Source organism: Magnetospirillum gryphiswaldense MSR-1 v2, from assembly GCF_000513295.1.
In the GTDB taxonomy this organism is placed as follows: domain Bacteria; phylum Pseudomonadota; class Alphaproteobacteria; order Rhodospirillales; family Magnetospirillaceae; genus Magnetospirillum; species Magnetospirillum gryphiswaldense.
Genome location: NC_023065.1, coordinates 657,576 through 673,119, shown reverse-complemented (window position 1 = coordinate 673,119; position 15,544 = coordinate 657,576). Strand labels below are relative to the sequence as shown.

The following is a 15,544-nucleotide window of genomic DNA, read 5'->3' as shown; positions in this document are numbered from 1 at the left end:
GTGCTGGCGGAAGTGCGCGGCCTGGATTTCACCGCGGCGCGGCGCCAGCATCTGGCGGTACGGGCCAGCGGCGTCACCTTGTTGCTGTTCAACAGCGCCGCCGCTATCGGCACGGCATACAGCCGCTGGCGGGTATCCGGCCGGCCCGGTGCCGATGCTCGCTGGCGGCTGGAGCTGGTGCGCTGCCGGGGCCGCGCCGCCGACGACACTGGTCTGTTGCTGAGAGGTGGAGTGGCATGGACCGACGGGTGGTTTGCATTTGGCTGCCACGGCTGCCGACCGACCGGCTGTGTCGGGCCAATCCCGGGTGGCGTGAGGCGCCGCTGACGGTGGCCGGCACCGATTTCAGCCGCCGCGTGACCGCCATCAACCGCACCGCCCATGTGGCCGGCCTGCGCATCGGCCTGCGTCTGGCCGACGCCCTGGCGCAAGAGCCAACCCTGCGCGTCGTCCCTCCGGATGACGCAGCCGATCAGGCATTGTTGCGGGTGTTGGCGGAACGCTACGGCATGGTCTCGCCGTGGACCGCCCCCGACATCCCCGACGGCATCTGGATCGATGCCGGCGGCTGCGCCCATCTGTTCAGCGGCGAGGCGGCCATGCTGGCGCTTTTGCGCGACAAACTGGCGGCCCAGGGCTTCGCCGTGCGCGTCGCCCTGGCGACCACGCCTGGTGCTGCCTGGGCCTGGGCCCGCTTCGGCAATGCCGATACCCCCATCCTGGGCGATCCAGGGCAATTGACGCCCCTGCCCTTGGCCGCATTGCGCCTGCCGCCCGACACTGTGGCGGAATTGTCCGCTTTGGGATTGCGCCGGGTCGGCGACCTGCTCGACCTGCCCCGCGCCCAGGTGTCACTGCGCTTCGGCCGCCAGGTGCTGTGGCGATTGGACCAGGTCTTGGGAAACGAGCCCGAGCCCATCGCCCGCACCGAGGACGTCACCCGGTGCCTGCACCGTCTGCTCGACCAATGATGCGGCCTGCTGGCCACGGAAGATCTGGGCGTGCGCGGCCTGACCTTCACCTTGTTCCGCATCGGTGGCAGTCTGGTCCGCATCGAGGCGGGCACCAGCGCCCCCATCCGCCGCTACATCAAGGAGCACAACCGCTTCTCCGAACCTTTCGTCTGGACCAAGCCCGCCGACAGGATACTCGCCAAACTCAAGCGACTGCCTGCACCTTCTGAATGAATCTGTGCACTAGGTTGTAGTGACAATTTAATCACTTCAGCCAGAGCATGATGCTTGCGAGTTTGATGAAGCCCAGAAAGTTGACAGCAAGTTTGTCATAACGCGTAGCGATTCGGCGCCATTGCTTGAGCTTGGCAAAGAAGCCTTCGATGCCCCAACGGTTCTTATAGGCGATGCAATCATAGTCACGAGGCAGCTTGCGGTGGCGGCGCGGCGGGATGACGACACGAGCGCCCTGATCTTCGATTTTCTCGCAAAAGCTATCCGCGTCATAGGCCTTGTCGGCAAGCACCTGTTCCGCCTTGAGGCCGTCAATCAGTTCGTGTGCCGGAGCCATGTCGTTCTGCTGGCCCGGTCCCAGTTCGAAGCGCACCGGCAGCCCCAATGCATCGACTACAGCGTGGATTTTGGTTCCGAAGCCGCCGCGTGAACGTCCGAGAGCCTGGGCTTCCTGCCCCCCCTTTTTTGTCGCGCCCCGGCAGCTTGGACCTGAGCGCGGATGACGGTCGCGTCGATGGCGATCCATTCCATGTCGGGATCACTCGACACCGCCGCGAAGATCCGATCGAACACCCCTTGCTCGATCCAGCGGTAATAGCGCCGCTTGACGGTCTGGTACGGGCCAAAACGATCCTCGGGCAAATCGCGCCAACGCGCCCCTGATCGCGCCAGCCACAAAATTGCATCGAGAAACCGCCGCGCATCACTGCGCGGACCGCGCTTACCCTTGCGCCCACCGGGCACAAACTCACGCAAGCGGTCCCACTGATCGTCCCGGAGAATTTCGCCGTCCACACCAGCCTCCAAAAGCCAGTGTTGAATCAGAAATTAGGCCAAAGGGGAATCCCCTAAATTGTCACTACAACCTAGAGGGCGTTGACATTCAGGATTCCCACGGACCCCAAAATCTGATTCAAACTCCTTTTCGAGAAGGAGGCTTGAATGAGCGGGGTCCGTTTGATCTTAAAGGATCATCAGTGGGATCGGATGGCGCCACATTTGCCGGGCAAGCGCAGCGATCCCGGCAGGACTGGTGCGGATAACCGCCTTTTCCTGGAAGCTGTGCTATGGCTGGCCAGAACGGGTTCTCCTTGGCGTGATCTGCCGGATTTTTTCGGCAATTGGAACAGCGCATTCATCCGTTTTTCCCGCTGGTCCAAGGACGGTGTATGGGATCGGCTTTTCGCCATGATGGCTGACGACCCCGACTTCGAATACGTCATGATCGACTCGACTATTGTCCGGGCGCACCAACATGCGGCGGGCAAAAAGGGGGGCCTGAAGCTCGTGCGATCGGGCGTTCACGCGGCGGGCTGACCACCAAGATCCACGCCATCGTCGATGCCTTGGGCAACCCGCTACGCTTTATCCTGACGCCAGGACAGGCGAGCGACTACACCCAGGCAGAAGTCCTCATCGCCGACATCCCGGCAGAGCACGTTCTTGGCGACAAGGGTTACGATTCCGGGGCATTCCGCGACGCCATCCGCGACCAGGGTGCCGTCCCGGTCATCCCTCCGAGAAGAACATCACCCCAAGTGCCGTGCGATTTCGCCCTCTATTGCGAGCGCAATCTCGTCGAGCGCTTCTTCCTCAAGATCAAACACTTCAGGCGGATCCGCCACTCGCTACGACCAGACACCGAGGGCCTTCTTGTCCATTCTCTGCCTCGTCAGCGCATTCATCTGGACCAAATGAATGTCAACGCCCCCTAGGTGAATGGTCTTTTTTGCACACCCTCAGGCCGCTCCAGCGTTCACGCCGCTAGCGTTGAACAAACGCCACCGCGTCGGAAGGGCCGCCTACGCTAATCGCAAGGGCTGATTTCTACGGCCTGCACCGGACGGATGCTGGCTATCCCGCAGCCTTCAGCTTCAACGAATACGGCGCTGCACTGCGGCCTGTTTCCTGTGCTCGATCGAAGGCGATAAACTGTGACGCCGCTCAGCCCCTGACCCACATATTGACGGCGAAGCGATGGTCGGCGAAGGCGTCGCCGGGAACTGACACCCGTTCCACCGAATGCCAAGCCCAGGACGGAAAGGCGACCATCTCGCCGCAATCCGGCTCAATGTCGATGAAATCGTCACCGGCCAGGGTGTAATAGCGCAAGACGCCGCCGGAAAACGCCTTGGGGAGGCGGTGCAGGTAGCACACCATGGTGACGCGCCGCGGCGCGCCGTCCGGGGTTGCATAAGTGTCCCGGTGCCGGACGAAATGCGCGCCGTCGCCATGGGCGACCAATTCGACCTGCACCCCCTTCGGCACGAACGGCGGCATACTGAAGGCGGCGCAGATCTCCGCCAACGAGTTCAGCGCCCGCTCTTGCAGCAAGGGTCCGAACTCCCCCAGATCGGTTAACCGCAACGAAGAGCGCTGATCGGAAATAACCTCCCTGTCCCCGTCTTCCCCCCTCACTTTCGACGGTTTGAAATGCGCCTGACGGTCGACGGCGTAGGCCAGCAGCGCATTCGTCGTCGCCGCGTCTAACCAATGAGCATGGCGGCGATGGGGCAGAAATTGGCTGATGAAGGCGGGCGCTGTCATATGGCGTATCTCGCCACCTGAATGAATTCCCCGGCGCCTTCCATCCCTGTCACCGGTACGGTGCCGCTGCGGCTCCAGGCATGTGCCGTCACCTCGCCGTCCCGCTTGGCAACGCCGAAGCGCACCTCCGCCGGCAGGCCGCGCCGGCGCAGCATCATCGCCGCCGCCGCCGCCTGGGGCAGGCAAACCGCCCTGAACGGCAAATTTCTCGCCGCCCGCCCCACCGCCCGGGCGACGATCCGCGCCCGTGTCGCGTCGATGGGAAACGGCGCCAAATCATCCCCTGCACGCAAACGGAAAACCCGCATCGCCGCGGCGAAGGGCAACGTCTTTAACACAAGGAAAACAATCGTCAGGGTTGCAATGGCTTCCGCCGTAGCGAACCTTTCGTTGCGCGGCAGGGCGAAAAAGCGGCGGGCACGACCGATCATGCAACCCCCGCCAACCCACGATCGACCAGTTGAACGAACGGCGCCAGCACGCAACCCTCGATGGTCGCTATGTCGGCACAAAGCGCGTCGGACTTGCGGCGGAGGCTGTCCCGCAGGGCGATGGTCAACATGGGGGTTTTTCCGGCGCTGGACTGATCAGTCCATATTCTTATTACTCGTAGAATAGGAGTCAAGGTCCGCTGCATTTGGCTTCAATCCCGGCCAACCTGATGCTGATTCCCCAGATCCTAGACCTTCACCGAGCATCGATGTGCGCAATTGGGCGGCTAAAGATATCCCAGCTGGCGCATGACCACTGCGTGATCCGCGTTGATGCGTGCCGCTTGATCGGCCGACAGTTCATCACGCCAGCCGCCGGCTTGGCCTCGGCGAAAGAAACGCTTGGACTGGCGCGGCCGCCCACGGAAACCATTGTGTTCCTCGGCCTGCCGCAAGGCGTCGAAGCGGGTCGCCGCCACGGCGCGCCGCAGCACGGCATCTTCGGCGCTCCAGCCAAGATGGGCGATCACCCGGCGCAGGGCAGCCAACGGATCATCTAGCATATCCTCGTAGCGCAACAGCAGCGGTGGCGGAATGGGCGCCAGCAGCCAGCTTTCCACATGGCCGCTCCAGTTCAGCAGACGTTGGGGCAATTGTGCGTCGAGGCGGTGCCGGCTGCGCGCGAAGGTCAACTCGGGATTGCCCAAGATGGCGATCGCCCCGTCGAGATCCAGATTACTGTGATTGGCCAGCGACGCCGCGATGTCGCGCGGATCACGCACGAGATAGACAGCCCCCAGGGTTGCGGCCGGCGGAAACAGCGGTTCGCCGGCGGGCGTCAGGGTCCACGCATCATGCACCTTGCGCAATAGCGGCTGGACCGTTTCCGCCGCCTGAATCTCATACAAGCGCGGGCGCAGACAGGTGATCTCATCCTCGGTCAGGTCCGCAGAGGCCACGCCAAGCGCCTCGTCGAAGGCATGGCGGCCGCTAGCAATGGGCGCAAACCCGGCGGACGCGCTGAAATCCGGCGCCGCCCCGCCCCGTTCGAGGCTGCTCAGCATCAAACGTAGCCAAGTGTTGCCGGACTTGGGATACGAGGCCAGCCAAACGATGCCACTCATGACGCGGCCTGGCGGGCGACGATGCCGGCAATGATCGCTTCGGTATCGCCGTGGTCGTGACAGCGAGCCAGCCGCCAATGCGCCCCCAACCTTGTCGCCAACTGCGTTGCCGCGACGTGCACGGCGATAGGCGCACTGATGCGGCTCAGCATGGTCATACGGTAGACATGGCCCTGCAGGGCCATCACCGCCTTGAGGCCGCGTAACCGTTCCAGCGCGGCGTGACGCGGGTCGAGAACCGTTTCCAGGTGATAGACCGCCGCCAGAGGCAGCGGCGCGGAGTGAAATCCCTGTTCAATCGGCAAGGCGAATTTCTGCAGCTCGGGCCGCACGGCTTCCAGCCGGGCGGTGTCTATCTCCAGCGCCGCCAAGGCGTCCTGCCACAGCTTCAGGCGCGGAAAGGCCGGCAGCACCATCGGACAGCCGGGCCGCGTCACATCGACGACCGTCACGTCGTCGGCGAGGACCTCGTAGCCGTGATGCAGAAAGGCGGCGGCAAGGGTCGACTTGCCGGTCCCCGAGCGGCCTGTGAAGGCCACCGCGGTATCGCCAATGCGCACGCTGGAAGCGTGCAGCGGCACCAAGCCGCGCTGATGGGCCAGCAGTCCAAACACCGTTCCGAACAGAAAGGTCCGCACCGCAGTGTCGGTCGCGCCGGGGGCAGGTTGAACCAAAATCTCGCGGCCCTGCCGCACCAGATAGGCAGCGACCCGCGGCAGAGCGAAGCGGCAGGTGCCGTCCTTGGCGATCTGCAGCAGCGGTCCTGCCGGCACCGCGTCCGCCAGCGTCTCAGGCACATTGGCAAAGCGGATGTGCAGATCCGGGTCGCGGTCGTCACCATTCCAGGACAGCAGATCAGGCAGAGGCAGATCGCTGCGCACCCGCCAGCCGCACAACAGGCGATCGGTGAACACCATCCTTACCCGGCGGGCGGCGGAGTGCGCAGCTCGAGCAGGCCGTGATCGAGCAGCCTGTTCAGCAGGTCGAGCACGTCGCTTTCGATCACCGCCGGATCACCATCGTAGTCGGCTGCCAGCCGCGCCACCAAATCCGCAACGCGCACCGGCTGGGCGACCTGCGACCAGATATGGCTACCGATGTCATCCAGTCCATAATAATGGCCGCGCTCGAGACTCATCAGGACGACCTCGCCGCTAACCTCGACAGCCAATGGCCCGGTGGCTTGATCGACGATTGAGTGCGGCGTAACGGTTGGCATGACATAATCCCGGGGAGTTTGGCTAGGCAGGAAGAGCACCGGCACGACGCGGATGGCCGCGCGAACGCCGGCCCTAGGCCGAACAGGAATGAATGACCAGAAGATAGCAAAGTGTCGGGCTTCCAACAAGCCCGACGCCAAGACGGGGAAAAGGGACAGGCCGCAGACTTAGGCCTAGCCGTTGCCGCCCTCGACCCAGCGGATGAATCGACCAGCGTGCAAGCCGCGCTCCAGCACAGCGGCATAGGGAATATAATGCGCGGCGGCCGGCTCGGTCGGTAGGCTGTGGGCTAAACTTTTAAGCCGCGGCAGATCGAGGCAATTTCGTGCCATGGGCGAGCGCTCCAATTCCTCGATGGTGGCGAGAAACTCGGCGCGACGCGGCAACAGGCGATTCAGGAATTCTGGGCATTGAACCCCGCGCTGGGGATTGCTCACCACTTCCGGCGGTGCCTGACCAGCCAGAACACGCCGCGCCAGCCAGCGCGTCACACCATTGCGGAGATATTGGTCGCTGGGGACAGCGAAACAAAATTCCAGTAACCGCAAGTCACGCAGCGGTTCACGCAGATCGAAGCCGTAAATCGCGCGCAAGCCGGACCGGACCTGTGCGTGAGATTGATATAGCTCCAATGCCTCGCGACGGGCCGTTTCTTCCCCCCCAAATTTTGCCCCCATCATGTGACTGCGTTTACCGCTATCAACCTGATGGGCTGTCGCAAAGTTCGGATGAATTGAAAAAGTATTCATTAACGGTGGCGCCGGGCGGCGGCGCAATTGGTCGAACCATTGCGGGGTCGCTATCGGCAGCAGAGGACGCAGCGCCAGAGACCACATGGTCTGTGCAAAGGATAAATCGCGGGACCGGGCCAGATGGGAAATTTCACGCCACAACCTCACCAGCCTGCCCGACCGTGCCGCATCGCGGAGGCCCACAATACCATCCCAACTCAAAGTATGGTTGCCGCCGCTGCCTTGAAGCAGAACGCCTATTCCCTGGGCCTCGGCCAACTCCCGCATCGGCGTGAACCACCCGATGTTCAAGGTATTGCGCACGGGCCAGCCCGTCGACAGGAACATGCGCTCCGGTTCCGTTTCGATGCGCTGGACGCCAGTTCCCACCACCAGATGCAAGTCGATATTATTGTGAAGGTCAGCGGTGGAGCGGGCATAGCGACCTTCGTCGACAAACCGGTTTTTGCCAAACTTTGGCAAGGACAAGCCTTCGGCCGGGATTGCGGTGAGCGCCATCAGCCGCGTTGGGGCCATCAGCCGAGCCGCTGTCGTCGCCACCAAGGTCGAATCCAGGCCTCCGCTAAGCGTGGAGGCGATTGGCCGATCCGTCCGCAAACAGCTGCGCACGGCACGGGTCAAGTGCTCTCGTGCAGCCTCGACATAATCGTCATCGCGCCGATATTGAAGTTTCTTCGAATAATCGGGTTGCCAATACCGCCGCAACTCAAATTTATTTGGCTGCCAGACCGCCACATGCGCGGCCGGTATCTGCCGAATGTGCTTATAATAGGTGCTTCCCGGCGGCAACGGCAGGTCAACCAGGAAGGCCGCCATCGCGGCTTCGTCGATCCGACGCTGAACCTCGGGCAGTGCCAGCAACGCGCGCGGCGTGGTGGCGAAGGCGAAGCCGTCGGGAGTGTCGGCATGATAGAGGGCACGATGTCCCAGCGAGTCCCGCGCCAATAGCAACCGACGATCTCCATCGTCCCACCATGCCAGAGCGAACGGACCAACCAGACGGGCGATAGCCCCGTCACCCCAGCGTTCCAGCGCCGCCAACACCAAAGCGCTATCTGGGATGCCAGCACCGCCTATCCCCAACGCCTCAATGAGGTCGTCGCGATTATCCAGCCGACCATCGAACATCAGGACCGATCGCGCCCCGGCCAGCGGCTGCCGCTCGGATCGATCCTCCGCGGTATAGATTCGTTGCCGATGAACGAGCGCCGCCGAACTTGACCGCCAGTACCGCGGAGAAACTGCCCCAACACCATCCAATGTCGCGGCAAATTTCTCAAGATGAACTCCGACCGTCTTTATGGTCGGACACCCAACAACGCCCGCAAACAGACTCATGAATGCCCGGAAGCCGTTGTCGTGTCGTCAGCGGGGTGTTGATTGATCCAACCTTGCGTACCGCTGGCGATATCAACAACGGATAAAACCGGCGTTCGCCACGGCTTCTTGACGGCCGTCCGACATTCCTGTTCCACGGATACCGCCTTGTCATCGTGCATCTTTGTCTCCAAAGGGAAGGGTTCCACAAACTTCTTAAACGACGGTGCAGATCATCCAGCCGATGCCCACTGACCGAAGCCAGCAACAACTATAGAGCATGTCGGCCAACAGGACGAGCACATCTCTATTCGAGGTTCTCTGCGGCCTCATTCCCTCCTGCGAGCGCGGTAAATGAAATTGCGCAACACCCAGCCCACCGGTCGTAAGAGCGGGTACAAGAAGGTCAGGGGCGCGGGCAAGGGGATCAGTGATTCATCCACCGGATTGCGCAATGCCCGTTTGACTGCCGCGAGATTGCAGCGCCAATCGCCGCTGAGGCGTATCCCCCACAAGCGGCGCCGAAACTCCAAGCTTATCCAGGCCGCCGTCCCCCGTCGTGGCCGCTCAAGCCAGCGCCGGTCGGAAAAGAACGCCTGCATGAACCAACGCATCGGCACCGACACCTGCGCTAAAGTCGCCCCCTCCCCCAGCCATAATCCGATCAGCGCGTCGGCGTGGGCGGCTTCGTTCTTCCAGCCCAAACGCGCACAATCGTCCAGGGACTGTAATCGCAGGGCCTCGTCTTTGAACAACATTGCTATATCAGCCAGCCAGCACAACCGGTCCCAGCAATGGCGGGCGCCATGGGCGAGCAGATAGGGGACCAAGACGCGATCGGACAAAGTGGGCAGAACCAGATTCTGCACGCGGATTTCCGCCCGATCCCGCCACAGCACGGGAAAATCCCATTCGGGACAATCGTCCCTTTCGCTCAGTTGCAAATGCAGCTCGACCACATGCCCGCCGTCGTGGACATAGGCGCAATCCTTCATCAGGGCGACCAGATCACCAAGCGGCGGATGGGTGGCCAAGCTGTCTTGGCGCACATAGCCATTTGCGACCAAAAGGGCGTGGGCGGGAAAGAAATCAGCCCTCCCGATCAACAGATCCATGTCGCCGACGCCACGGCGAAACGGATCGGCATACAAACGCTGTGACAGCGCCACACCTTTCAGCACCAAGACCTTGATGCCTTGGTCCTGAAACGCGCGCATCAACCGGGCCAGCTCGGCGATCTGGGCCATACCGCGCAAGGCGTTGCGCCGATTGCGCCGCTGCAACGCCCGCAACCGTGCAGGAGCGATAGCGTCGGCGGGCATTTTCTTCAACGCCGCAAGCACCAGAGGCGCAACCCTGTGGCGCTCGGCCCCGCCGATGAAATCATCCCACGCCGCCACCCGCGCCAAAGCGTGGCCCAAGGCATGGCCATTTCCCGACGGGTCCAAGGCCAGCGCGACGCAGTGCCGCAATGCTTCGAATTCAGGCGCCAGCGCCGGCAATGCGGTCAAACTCGCCGCCTGTCTTTGCCGCAGGATATCGTCATAAAGGGCGGCCACGTCGTCGCCCCGGCTTTGCCAGCTAAACAGCCGCTCCACCGTATCGGCAATCGCTGGCAACACTGAAGCGGCGGCGCATTCCAACACGCAGGCCGCCAGCGCCCGACGATCCCCCAAAGTGAAAACATGATGCCACCCCACCGCGTCGGCTATGGCGCGGTTACCGTCGATATCACTGACCGCTATGGGGGTTCGGGCCAACAGGGATTCCAGGAAGACGGTCGGCAAACCTTCGCGTTCCGAGGCCAGAACCATGGCGTCGCAGCCGCCGACCATGGCCGCCGTTTCGTCATCGTCGCGCCAGCCGAGGAAATGAACCCGCGCGCCCAGACCCAGACCGATGACCTGGGCCTGCAAACGGACCAGATCATCACCTTGGCCGACGATGTGCAACTCAGCCTCTTCCAATCCCGGTTCAAGCAAAGCGCCGATGACGTCGTCAAGGCGCTTGACCTTGTCGATCCGCCCCACCGACAACACGGCCGGCTGCCCCGACAGACGCCGCGCCGGATTGGCGACCTGCCTATCCCGCACCGCAGACGCGTCGATGCAATTGGGGATCACCTCGGTCCGACGCGGACGAAACCCCAGTTCGGTCAGGCTTTGGCGCCAACCGGAATGCAGCAAGATGACGGCATCGGCGTGATGAAGCGATGAACGTTCAACCCCCCAATCCCACAAGCGCTTGCTCATCCGGTTTAGCCAATCGCCGCCTTGATAATAGCAATGCGGCGTGAACACCGCCGGCTTGCCCAGCAATCGGGCCAGACGCAAGGCCAGTGTGGAAATCACTGTTCGCGCCCCATGGACATGGACGACATCGCAGCGTCGCATCTGCGCGAACAAGGTTTTGAACCCGGCCCCATCCACCTCGTAGCCCCGCGCCGGACCTTCCGTTAAACGCTGGACCAGGATGGTCAGGACAATGTCGCCACGATCGCTCAAAGCCCGGGCCAAGCCTTCCATGTGGCGGGCAACGCCACTCGATTGCGGCCTGAACTCGCAATGGACCATCAAGACGCGGATCATGGGCGCACAGCCTTGGCCCTATCCGCCTGGGCCACAATCCCCCCCAGAACAATCCAAAATATCCCCATGCCCGACAGGCTGAAAATATGGTCGGAACTGATCAGGGTGGTGATGATGCCAATCCCAAGGGCGAAGACGGCCGAGGCGATATCGCCCGTCGCCCCGCCCAAGCGCCGGGCCTGCAGGGTCTTGCGCAGGATGGCCGCGTAATAACACAGGAATATCACCGCGCCGGGAACACCGATCTGATAGGCGATGGCGAAAATTGAACCTTCACCGCCACCGGCCATCTCCAAGCCTTCATCGGCCGCCACCGATCCCGAGGCGCCGATTCCCGGCCCAACGATGGCCACATCGCCCAATTCCTCCAAATTCCGCTGCAACGCCTCGAAATGACCAATGGTTGAGCCATCCTCAAAGTTAGCGGAATATGAATAGACAAATTGCAGCGTCTGATAAGTCCCCGCTATCAAGGCCGCCAGCATGACCAGATTGCGGGCCATCGTGCCACCGCGTCCGCTCAGGACCAAAAATACCGGCACGGCGATCAGCAAGATCAGCATGGCGCCACGGGTGCCGCTTTGCCACACCCCGATCATGCCCACCAGCAAGACCCCAAGGGCCAGCCAAAAAGCCTTGCGTTGCAACACAGCGAAACCAAGCATGGCGCCAATGGCGACCATGCTGCCTTGGGCCAGGGGCGCCGCCACCAGACCGCCGGCGCGACGCTCTCCCTCATAGCCGAAGAAGTTGAAGGGCAAGACATAATAGCTGTCGAAGCCGGAAATGATGCCTTTGACACCATTGAGATAGTGACCATATTGCAGTGTTTCGGTCCAGAACTGGGTCTGCCCGACATCCCAGGCGCCAAAAGCGGTGGAGGCCCCGGCGATCGCCGCCAGGATCAAGGTATAGAGGCCCAAACGCCGGGGTGTTTCAAGACTGCCATAGCCCGCCGCGACCAACACAATCGGCAAGGACAGCTTCGCGGCTGAGGCGATGACAACCCTGAGCTCGAGATCATCGGAAGCGAGCACGGCGTAACCGCCGATCACCCCCGCATAAAGCACGGCGAACATGAAGGACGCCCCGCTGCGATGGGCGGCCCGCAATCCCCATGCCGCCAGCACGACCATCAAGCCTTCGCGACTAAAACGGATCAGCTCGATGCCCAAATGATCGGGATCGGACGAAAACAGCCAAGCCGAAGTCAGATCGGCCAGGGAAATCAACAGGGTTAACAACACGATCAAGGCAAAGGACATGACGGAACAATCTTACCAAGCAAGCGGGAAAGCCCCCCGGTTTCGGGCGAAAACGTGTTGTTCAGCCAAGCTTTTTGCCGAATGGCTGCCTGCCTGCGAAACGCTTCATCATCGGACAGACGACCATATAGCGCAAATGCTTCTCCTGCACTTTTCACCCGCAATGGCGGCGTTGCAACAGCGTAAGCCGCCTGATTGGCCGTATGGGGGAACTCCACGGCAGCGACCCAATGACCGGCCAGGGCGGCATCGATGGCCAAGGTCGAGCAATGGGCCAGAACCAATGCAGGTTGCGGCGCCTGCAACACGACATGGGGAGGCAAGCTGGTCGGCACTGCTCCATAAGGATGGCGACCGCCCTCTCGCGGATGTAAAAGCACCACCATTCGCCGATCAAGCTGGTGCAGCCCCGCCACGAAGGCCTTCAGATGCGCTGCCAGATGCGGACCGAAAATGACCGCCTGGGTCTGCGACGCGACGGCCAAAACCTGCGGTGGGCCGTCCGGGCCGGCCCCATCGCCTGCACCGCGCCCCAGACTATCGACCACCAGCCGCGCAGAGGCGACGCCGCAATCGGCAAAGGCCTGCCTTGAGGATGGTCCCCACACAATTTGATAATCGGCCCGACAGGGAAAGAACTCGTCAGTGGGAATTCCGTGCAACAGGCAGACGCTGGGCCAGCCGCTGTGCAGGCTGGCCGTGCTCATCATGTCGAAATCATTATGCAAAACCAACACGCCGCGACGGTCGGCCAACAAACCTGCCACGGCCCGAATCCATAGCTTTTGCCGGGCCTGGGCCTGCGCCACCCAGCCACCCAGCCATCCAGCCGGATCGAGCCCGGCCAAGCCCAACCCGCCCGGACGCAGAACCGGCACATCGGCTGGAAACAACGACGGGTCCAACCGGGGATGGGCCAAGACGACCGGCGTCAATCCTGCCGTGGCGATGGCGGGTAGGGCGCGGGCCAAGCTGGACCAGCCACTGCTGCCGGCCAAGGTGGCGACCAACACCGCCAGCAGCCCGGTCGGGAGCGGTTGGCGGCGGGATGGTCGGGCCAACAGCAGGGCGTCGCGTGCCAAGGCCAGTGCCCCCCGGCCACCGGGAAAGCGTTTTTGGCCCTGGAAAAACAACTCGTGGCGAACTAGGTCCACCTCGGGACCATGGCGCTGTTGCAACTCAGCAACAAAGGCGGCAAAAGGGCTTAGGGCCATTGCCGTTCCACCTGACGCAGCCACAACAGGAAGCAGACCGGCCACCATAGGCGCGGATCGCTGGGGTGTTGGCGCAAAGCTCTGGCCAGACGGCCGGCATTGATCATCTCCGACGCCGCTTTCGGCGGTTCGGCCAGCAAATCACCAAGATCCAGACTGCCAACACGAAACTGCTCGGCGTGGCCCAGCCCGCGATTTTTCGCCCCTCCGATCACCCTTGGCGGCAAGAAGGGGGCCATGGCGTCACGCAACGGCAATTTGCCGCCGCGCCCGGACACTTTCAGCGTCATGGGCAAGCGCATGGCCAATTCGGCCACCCGATAATCCAGGAACGGCGAGCGCGATTCCATGCCCACGGCCATGGCGTTGCGATCGGCGTAACGCAGGATTTGCGACAGCGCCCCGCCTTGGGCGTCAACTCGCCCCAGTTCGGCCAGAGGCAAGCTCTGACGCACCGCCAGATCACGCAACCTGTCGTCATGAGACAGGCGAAAATCATCCGTCAGCACCGCCATATGCGTCCGTCTCGCCATCAACGCCGACAGAGCCGGAAAGGGCAAGCTCCAGACCAGACGGGCCAAGCCGTCGCGCCAATGCAACTCGGGCGAGGACCAATAATCCCAGCCCTCTGCCAGCGCGCCGCTACGCACCGCATCGCGCCACGCCACCGGCAAATAGCGTCGGGTATAGCCCGCGAACAATTCGTCGCTGCCATCGCCAGTCAAGGCGACGACCGCCCCGGCCTTGCGCATGGCACGATAAAGCCGCAGACCGGCTACCGGGCTGGGCGTGCTGACCGGCACTTCTTGCGCCGCCAAAAATGCCTCGATATCGTCAAGCGATGGAGTGGGATCGACACGCACTTCGTGAAAGGAAGCCGCAGCAGCCACGTGATCCCTGGTCTGTCGGGCCGCCTGAATCTCGTTGTATTCCTCGCCCCCGCGATCATAGCCATACGAGAAAAATCCCAAGAACGGCGCAGTCATGGACTGGGCCTGACTGCCGATAGCCCAGGCGACGGCGCCGGAATCCATGCCCCCCGACAATTGCGCCGCCACCGGTACATGGGCACGCAATCGCAATCCGGTCGCGCTGGTCAGCAATCGCGGCAAGTGTTTGATTGCCTGCGCCGCCTCGGGCGCGGGTAAAGGCTCGGGCCAATCGTGATAGCGCCGCCGCGTCAAGGCGCCCTGGCTATCTTCCACCCACAAAGCCCCTGCCGGCACCTGAGTGATGCCATCAACCATGGTCCGATCCTGGTGATCGGACAGCCCCAAGGACAAGAAGTCAAAGGCCTGAACGGCATCGACCCGGACCGGCTGACCCGAGGCGGCAACCACGGCGCGGATTTCACTGGCCAGGATCATCCGTCCGGGCTGGCGAAACATGTAAAGCGGTCGCACCCCCAGCCGGTCGCGGCTGATCACCAAGCGATCACTGGCGGCGTCATGCAAGGCCAGCGCCCATGTGCCGTTGAAACGCGAGAACGCCGCTTCACCCCATTCCCGCCACGCCGCCAAGACAACCTCGGTGTCGCTGCCGGTGCGAAAGCCATGGCCCAGAGCGATCAGCTCGCTCCGGAGTTCCAGGTAATTGTAGATGCAACCGTTAAAGACCAGACAATCGCCACTAGGACCGAGCATCGGCTGGTGACCGCCGGCGCCCGGGTCAAAGATGGACAGGCGGCGATGGCCCATGATCAGACGTCCGTGGCGACGCGATACCCGCCCCTCGCCATCGGGGCCGCGATGAGCGACACAAGCCATGGCCAAGTCCAGGCGATGCGGTTCCATCGGCGAGCTGTTCAGGGACGCGACCACTATTCCACACATTTAGCCACAAGCCCTGTCAGTAACCGGTGAGCCAACAATAGTCACCCCACCATCGCAAACCAAGAAT

General features: G+C 62.6%; 15 protein-coding genes and 2 pseudogenes. 4 read left to right on the top strand and 13 right to left on the bottom strand.

Annotated elements, in window-relative coordinates; all coding sequences use genetic code 11:
• Positions 1-12: 12 nt before the first annotated feature.
• The 3 genes and pseudogenes from MGMSRV2_RS21340 to MGMSRV2_RS20935 all read left to right on the top strand — a co-directional run.
• Positions 13-327: a hypothetical protein gene (locus MGMSRV2_RS21340; protein ID WP_158497723.1), complete on the top strand. Its 315-nt coding sequence runs from the start codon at positions 13-15 to the stop codon at positions 325-327.
• Entirely contained in the window at positions 249-971 is a 723-nt protein-coding gene (locus tag MGMSRV2_RS03145; protein ID WP_158497722.1) for a Y-family DNA polymerase, read from the top strand. The genes MGMSRV2_RS21340 and MGMSRV2_RS03145 overlap by 79 nt, the downstream gene beginning before the upstream one ends.
• A gap of 105 nt (positions 972-1,076) precedes the next feature.
• Positions 1,077-1,187, top strand: a pseudogene (locus MGMSRV2_RS20935) (IS630 family transposase); the annotation flags it as partial.
• 31 nt (positions 1,188-1,218) lie between these two features.
• On the opposite strand, the gene MGMSRV2_RS03135 reads toward MGMSRV2_RS20935, so the two are convergent.
• A protein-coding gene (locus MGMSRV2_RS03135; RefSeq protein WP_106001305.1) for an IS5 family transposase occupies positions 1,219-1,982 on the bottom strand; the annotation gives its coding sequence in 2 pieces (ribosomal slippage) (positions 1,219-1,655 and positions 1,655-1,982; 765 coding nt in all).
• A gap of 147 nt (positions 1,983-2,129) precedes the next feature.
• On the opposite strand from MGMSRV2_RS03135, the pseudogene MGMSRV2_RS03130 reads away from it, so the two are divergent.
• Positions 2,130-2,885: pseudogene (locus MGMSRV2_RS03130) on the top strand (IS5 family transposase).
• A 246-nt stretch (positions 2,886-3,131) separates the two neighbouring features.
• On the opposite strand, the gene MGMSRV2_RS03125 reads toward MGMSRV2_RS03130, so the two are convergent.
• From MGMSRV2_RS03125 to asnB, 12 genes are all read right to left on the bottom strand, one after another.
• Positions 3,132-3,734, bottom strand: coding sequence for a 2OG-Fe(II) oxygenase (locus MGMSRV2_RS03125; protein WP_024078876.1), 603 nt, complete (start codon positions 3,732-3,734; stop codon positions 3,132-3,134).
• Positions 3,731-4,165: a lasso peptide biosynthesis B2 protein gene (locus tag MGMSRV2_RS03120; RefSeq protein ID WP_024078875.1), complete on the bottom strand. Its 435-nt coding sequence runs from the start codon at positions 4,163-4,165 to the stop codon at positions 3,731-3,733. Before MGMSRV2_RS03120 ends, MGMSRV2_RS03125 begins: the two co-directional genes overlap by 4 nt.
• The gene (locus MGMSRV2_RS22130; RefSeq protein WP_024078874.1) at positions 4,162-4,296 is read right to left on the bottom strand and encodes a hypothetical protein; all 135 of its coding nucleotides are present in this window, start codon (positions 4,294-4,296) and stop codon (positions 4,162-4,164) included. The genes MGMSRV2_RS03120 and MGMSRV2_RS22130 overlap by 4 nt, the downstream gene beginning before the upstream one ends.
• 156 nt (positions 4,297-4,452) lie before the next feature.
• Positions 4,453-5,289, bottom strand: a complete 837-nt coding sequence (locus MGMSRV2_RS03115; RefSeq protein WP_024078873.1) for a sulfotransferase domain-containing protein — start codon at positions 5,287-5,289, stop codon at positions 4,453-4,455.
• A complete protein-coding gene (locus MGMSRV2_RS03110) occupies positions 5,286-6,206 on the bottom strand; it encodes a hypothetical protein (protein ID WP_024078872.1) in 921 nt (306 codons plus the stop codon). The genes MGMSRV2_RS03115 and MGMSRV2_RS03110 overlap by 4 nt, the downstream gene beginning before the upstream one ends.
• 2 nt (positions 6,207-6,208) lie before the next feature.
• Positions 6,209-6,508: a PqqD family protein gene (locus MGMSRV2_RS03105; RefSeq protein WP_024078871.1), complete on the bottom strand. Its 300-nt coding sequence runs from the start codon at positions 6,506-6,508 to the stop codon at positions 6,209-6,211.
• Between the two features lie 174 nt (positions 6,509-6,682).
• Entirely contained in the window at positions 6,683-8,599 is a 1,917-nt protein-coding gene (locus tag MGMSRV2_RS03100) for an asparagine synthetase B family protein (protein ID WP_024078870.1), read from the bottom strand.
• On the bottom strand, positions 8,596-8,760 hold the full coding sequence (locus MGMSRV2_RS21335; protein ID WP_024078869.1) for a hypothetical protein: 165 nt from the start codon (positions 8,758-8,760) through the stop codon (positions 8,596-8,598). Before MGMSRV2_RS21335 ends, MGMSRV2_RS03100 begins: the two co-directional genes overlap by 4 nt.
• A 147-nt stretch (positions 8,761-8,907) precedes the next feature.
• Positions 8,908-11,166 carry a nucleotidyltransferase family protein gene (locus MGMSRV2_RS03095; RefSeq protein WP_024078868.1) on the bottom strand — a complete coding sequence of 753 codons (2,259 nt, stop codon included), beginning with the start codon at positions 11,164-11,166 and terminating at the stop codon, positions 8,908-8,910.
• Positions 11,163-12,431, bottom strand: coding sequence for an O-antigen ligase family protein (locus tag MGMSRV2_RS03090; protein ID WP_024078867.1), 1,269 nt, complete (start codon positions 12,429-12,431; stop codon positions 11,163-11,165). The genes MGMSRV2_RS03095 and MGMSRV2_RS03090 overlap by 4 nt, the downstream gene beginning before the upstream one ends.
• Entirely contained in the window at positions 12,416-13,645 is a 1,230-nt protein-coding gene (locus MGMSRV2_RS03085) for a hypothetical protein (protein ID WP_024078866.1), read from the bottom strand. The genes MGMSRV2_RS03090 and MGMSRV2_RS03085 overlap by 16 nt, the downstream gene beginning before the upstream one ends.
• Positions 13,636-15,477, bottom strand: a complete 1,842-nt coding sequence (asnB, locus tag MGMSRV2_RS03080) for an asparagine synthase (glutamine-hydrolyzing) (protein ID WP_024078865.1) — start codon at positions 15,475-15,477, stop codon at positions 13,636-13,638. Before asnB ends, MGMSRV2_RS03085 begins: the two co-directional genes overlap by 10 nt.
• Positions 15,478-15,544: the final 67 nt, after the last annotated feature.